General features: G+C 62.0%; 5 protein-coding genes. 4 read left to right on the top strand and 1 reads right to left on the bottom strand.

Annotated features, from left to right (window positions below; genetic code table 11):
• On the bottom strand, positions 1 to 688 hold a 688-nt coding region (locus EN906_RS21315), incomplete at its 3' end, for a glutaredoxin domain-containing protein (protein ID WP_127375349.1).
• A gap of 484 nt (positions 689 to 1172) precedes the next feature.
• Between EN906_RS21315 and EN906_RS21310 the strand changes: the two genes are divergently transcribed.
• From EN906_RS21310 to EN906_RS21295, 4 genes are all read left to right on the top strand, one after another.
• Entirely contained in the window at positions 1173 to 1919 is a 747-nt protein-coding gene (locus EN906_RS21310) for an SDR family oxidoreductase (RefSeq protein WP_024504883.1), read from the top strand.
• A gap of 471 nt (positions 1920 to 2390) precedes the next feature.
• A complete protein-coding gene (leuC, locus tag EN906_RS21305; RefSeq protein WP_245456763.1) occupies positions 2391 to 3788 on the top strand; it encodes a 3-isopropylmalate dehydratase large subunit in 1398 nt (465 codons plus the stop codon).
• Positions 3789 to 3790: 2 nt separating this feature from the next.
• Positions 3791 to 4405: a 3-isopropylmalate dehydratase small subunit gene (gene leuD / locus EN906_RS21300; RefSeq protein WP_127267270.1), complete on the top strand. Its 615-nt coding sequence runs from the start codon at positions 3791 to 3793 to the stop codon at positions 4403 to 4405.
• Positions 4406 to 4555: 150 nt separating this feature from the next.
• Positions 4556 to 5398: a fumarylacetoacetate hydrolase family protein gene (locus tag EN906_RS21295; protein WP_127267269.1), complete on the top strand. Its 843-nt coding sequence runs from the start codon at positions 4556 to 4558 to the stop codon at positions 5396 to 5398.
• Positions 5399 to 5502: the final 104 nt, after the last annotated feature.

The following is a 5502-nucleotide window of genomic DNA, read 5'->3' as shown; positions in this document are numbered from 1 at the left end:
CTTCGAGTACCGCCTGCAACTGGCGCGTATGCTGCGCCGAGTGCCAGGTCTGGCGCTCAAGTACCTCCCAGCCCGAACGCACGCCATAATAAGTCCGGACGGTCCATAGGCAGGCGCGGTCCTGCAAGCCATCCCACCAGCCCGTCAGGGTCGCGATCGATGCGTCGGCAAAAGCAAGGATGTCGGCATTGTTCTTCATGTCATCAGGCGCGGGAAGATTGACGTAGTGCGCCCAATCCTCGAATTCTCCCGCGACGTTGCGGACGAATACGTCAGGTATCTGGAAAATGTGATAGGCAAGGCCAAGGACCGTTCGCTCCAGGCGGTTCGGAATGGGATGGTGGCCGAGCTTGTCCACCGGAATCTCCACGATCAGTGATCTCGCTACCGCGAGAAATTCCTGCCAGCGCCGATGGAGCTCTTCAGGCGGCAGTCGCTCGACGCCGTCTCGCTTCCTGCCGACGAACTCGGCGACCTGGTCGAGCGACTGGGCGAAGGTGAACTTCTCGCCGCGCGATACGACAGGCAAAGACTTCGCGCCGAGCTTGGCGAGGTCGGCTGCGCCTTGCTCGTTCTCGAGCAGGTTCACGGATTCGAACGGCACGCCGAGACTGGTCAGGAACTCCTTCGTCTTGACGCAGGCCGAGCATCCAGGCACCCAGAAAACCCTGATCGGATCGGTGTACATGTATAAATCTCCTGCTCTTGAACCGAGAATCTTGAAATCCTTCGATTTGCGTGCGGCGCGGCGGACCACGCGACCCCAGTCGGGATCAGCCGGCAAACTGTAGCGTCCCCGGATTGTCTAAAGCGTCGTGGGCAGCAACTGAAGACGCCATTCGGGAAGGGGGGCATCGTGATCGGCGATGTGCCGGGCCGCGGCATCGTCGGGCACGATGCTTTCCTTCCCGTTTGCGACTTTCGATCATGGAAGCCTGCTTTTAAGAGAGGCCGAGACTGGCGCCACGTCCGCGTCGGCGCTCTCGTCTGAACCATGAAGGGGCAAAGAGAGCATTCAATGCCGAGCAGCCGGTCAAACGCTATCAGAGCGGGGCATGCTCCATTTGGCCCGGGGGTGTGCCGGCGAAGATGAGCTGGGCTCCTACCACCCGCCGCCTCCCGTAGGTTCTCACCACCAGACGGATGCGGGCGCCAACATTGAGGGATTGTGAATGCGACTTGCGGGAAAGACTGCGCTGATTACCGGCGGAACGAGCGGCATCGGGCTTGCTGCGGCGCGGACATTCGTCCGCGAAGGCGCGCGTGTGGCGCTCTGCGCACGCGACGGCAAGAAAGCCCAGGCGCTGGCAGCCGAGCTGGGTCCGGGTAGTGTCGGCGTCCACATGGACGTCTCCGACCTGGACTCCATCGCGGCTGGTGCGGTGCTTGCCTCGGAAGCGCTCGGAGGCATCGACATCGTCTTCGCCAATGCCGGCATCACCGTGTTCAAGCCGTTCGCCGACTGGACCGGCGAGGATTTCGATAAGCTTTTTGCTGTCAACACCAAGGGCCAGTTCTTCACGGTCCAAAAGGCAGCACCCTTCATGCGCGATTGCGGCGTGGTGATCCTGACGGGGTCGATCGCCGCCAAGACCGGTCAGCCCAATATGGCACTGTACGCGGCTTCGAAGGCTCCGGCCTTGGCCCTAGCCAAGGCGATTTCGGCAGACCTCTTGTCGCGCCGCATCCGTGTCTTCTGCCTGTCGCCAGGACCAACCAAGACCGCCGTGTTCACCAGCGAAGGACCGTTCGCCAACGGCGCCGAAAAGGCGCTGGCGACCGTTCAGGCACGCGTGCCGATCGGCCGCGCCGCCGATCCATCCGAGCAGGCGGAAGTGGCGCTTTTCCTCGCCTCCGACGCCTCGTCCTTCATGCTGGGCACCGAGATCGTCGTTGACGGGGGCAAGAGTCAGCTTTGAGATGACCGCTCGGCGGGCCTGTCCCTTGAAAGATATGCGGCATTGTTAGGAGCCAGCTAACTGCACTGGCTTCCAAGCCCCAGGGGCCCCCCGTGTTGCTTGAAGAGAAGTAGTTTGGACGGTCTGTTCGGATCGACGCCCGTTGCCGGGAGTCGGGTTGGATGCGCCCGTGGACGAGCGTCGGGAGGGGAAGCTGTCCACCCGACACGCCTTGGCCAGAATCGATGGTGAGCCGATCAACTCGGTGCGACAATCGCCAGTCATCGCGCGTTGCGATGACACCCTTCCCAACAAAGACTCCTTGGGGCGGACGTCACTACGTTAGAAAATGGCCCCGAACGTATCGGCGGGCGCCATGCTACTCACCGGCTGCGGCTGAGCATCACCGCCTTTGGTTGCTTGCTTCGTTTGATCTGCTTCCTATGGGAGAAAAATATGATGAGCTTAGGCCGGCCTCGCGCGGCTCTCACCATGCTGGACAAGATCTGGTCGCAGCACAGCATCCTCGACCGCGCGGACGGTGAGACGCTGCTCTATGTCGACCGGCATCTCATCCACGACGGTTATCAGCCAGCATTCGAGTTCCTGCGGGCGCGCGGCTTGCGCCCGAGAGCTCCTCATCAAATTTTCGGCACGCCCGACCACTACGTGCCGACTGACGTGCGTCAGGTTGCGCGCATTCCCAGCGCCGAGCGCCGCGGCATGGTCGAGTCGCTGATGGAGAACGCCAAGGAGCTCGGCTTCACCGTGTTTGAACTTGCCGACAGCCGGCAGGGCATCGTGCATGTCATCGGCCCCGAGCAGGGTATCAGCCAGCCGGGCATGACCATCGTTTGCGCCGACAGTCATACCTCGACGCACGGCGCGCTGGGCGCTCTGGCGTTCGGCGTCGGCATGACGCAGGCAACGCAGGTGTTGGCCACCCAAACGCTATGGCAGCGCAAACCGAAATCCATGCGGATTTCCGTCGAGGGCGAACTGGGCTTCGGCGTAAGCGCCAAGGACGTCATTCTCGCCATTATCCGTAAGATCGGCGCCGCTGGCGCGGTCGGCTATGTCATCGAATATGCCGGCTCCGCCATCCGTGATCTGACCATGGAAGGCCGCTTGACTGTCTGCAATATGTCGATCGAGGCCGGCGCGCGCGCCGGCATGATCGCGCCAGACCAGGTGACGTTCGACTATGTGAAGGGCCGGCCCTATTCGCCCTCGGGAGAAGCCTGGGACAAGGCGGTCGAGCGCTGGTCGCAGCTCGGCTCGGATCCCGACGCCGTGTTCGACAGGGAAGTCACACTCGACGCGGCCGAGATCGCGCCGATGGTAACCTGGGGCACGAGCCTTGAGGACGTCGCTCCAATCGACGCGCTAGTGCCAGACCCGGATCGCGCCAACACCGCCGAGCGCCGCGAAGCCATGTCGAAGGCGCTTACATATATGGGACTCGAACCCGGCACGTTGCTGGCTGAAATCCCGGTCGACCGGGTATTCATCGGCTCGTGCACCAATGGCCGGATCGAGGACTTGAGATCCGCCGCGGCGGTCGTCAAAGGCCGGACGGTCCATCCGAGAGTCGAAGCTTGGATCGTGCCTGGGTCTGGCCTGGTCAAGGCTCAGGCGGAGGCTGAGGGGCTGGACAGCATCTTCCTCCACGCCGGTTTCGAGTGGCGCGAGGCGGGCTGTTCGCTTTGCCTGGGAACCAATGGCGAGACCGTGGCTTCCGGCAAGCGCTGCGCCTCGACCTCAAATCGTAATTTCGTCGGCCGACAGGGTCGCGGCGCACGTACCCACTTGATGAGCCCGACCATGGCGGCCGCAGCCGCTATCACCGGCCACCTCACCGACGTTCGCCAGTTTCAGCGAGGAGAATGACCATGGAACCGTTCAAGTCGGTCACGGCGACCGCCGTTCCCTTTCCTGGCGTCAATGTCGATACCGACCAGATCCTGCCGGCGCGCTTCCTTTCGAAACCCCGCGCCGAGGGCTTTTCCCAATATCTCTTCCACGATCTGCGCTTCGACGACGGCGGCAAGGAGCGGGAAAATTTTGTACTCAACACGCCACCCTATCGCCACGGCGAGATCTTGGTTGGCGAAGATAATTTCGGTTGCGGCTCGTCGCGCGAAAATGCCGTCTGGGCGGTTGCGGATTATGGTTTCCGGGTTGTCGTCGCGCCGAGCTTTGGCGACATCTTCTTCTCCAACAGCTTGAAGAACGGTCTGCTGCCAGTGGTACTGAAACGCGACGCAATCAGCAGCATCATGATCCAGCTCAAGGAACAACAGGGGGCGACCATTGAGGTCGATCTCGCCGCACAGACTCTGACCGCCCCGAACGGAGCGGTCCATTCCTTCGAGATAGATGAGTTCTCCAAGCACTGCTTGCTAAACGGCATCGACGAACTCGACTACACGCTGTCACAGAAGGACCAAATCGATGCCTTCGAGAAGCGCCACGCGGCCGAGCAGGGCTGGACCGTTCCGGACTGATAAGCGCGAATGCCTTCATCGCCCAAATGGCAGGTTTGGCGTAGCAAGGAACTTGTTGTCTATCGGCCGCGACCTTCCGGCTTTTGCGGCCGCCACGACTGCCGACTACGTCTTTAGAACGTGAAGTCATGTCGAGGAGTGACCCCTAAAATGAAGTTGTTGCATTATGGCCCGTTGGGCCAGGAAAAGCCCGGAATGCTCGATAAGGACGGCCGCATCCGCGACCTATCTGGCAAGGTGGCCAACATTGCCGGTAGTACGTTGCTTCCGGAAAGTCTTGACGCACTACGCGCCATCGACCCGATGACCTTGCCCTTGATCGAAGGCAACCCGCGCCTCGGTGCCTGCGTTGCCGGCACCGGCAAGTTCATCTGCATCGGCCTGAATTATTCCGACCACGCCGCAGAGACGGGCGCGACGGTGCCGCCGGAGCCGATCATCTTCATGAAGGCCACGTCGGCCATTGTCGGCCCCAACGATCCGGTCGAAATCCCGCGTGGATCACTCAAGACCGACTGGGAAGTCGAGCTCGGCGTCGTCATCGGCAAGACGGCAAAATACGTGTCGGAGGCCGAGGCGATGGACTATGTCGCGGGCTATTGCGTCATCAATGACGTTTCCGAGCGCGCCTTCCAGGCTGAACGTCAGGGCCAGTGGACCAAGGGCAAGTCCTGCGATACGTTCGGACCGACCGGCCCGTGGCTGGTGACGGCCGACGAGATCGACGACCCGCAGAACCTCAAGATGCATCTCGAGGTCAACGGGCGCAAATTCCAGGACGGCTCGACCAAAACGATGATTTACGGCGTCCGCTATCTGGTGTCCTACCTGTCGCAGTTCATGAGCCTGCTGCCGGGAGACATCATCTCCACCGGCACCCCTCCTGGCGTCGGCCTAGGCCAGAAACCGAACATCTTCCTCAAGGCAGGCGACGTCGTTACGCTCGGCATCGAGGGCCTCGGCATGCAGCGTCAGGAGTTCTACCAAGGCTGACAGGGGCACACGCCCTGCACAGCGGCAACGGTTCGGGAAACTCGGCTACGACAACGTCGCGGTGCGCGCGGGCGACGCACCATGGGCTGGCCGGACGCCGCGCC

The sequence above is a fragment of the Mesorhizobium sp. M7A.F.Ca.CA.004.06.1.1 genome (assembly GCF_003999135.1).
Taxonomy (GTDB): domain Bacteria; phylum Pseudomonadota; class Alphaproteobacteria; order Rhizobiales; family Rhizobiaceae; genus Mesorhizobium.
Note: the sequence above shows the minus strand (reverse complement) of the source record. Positions and strands in the feature narration are given on the sequence as shown.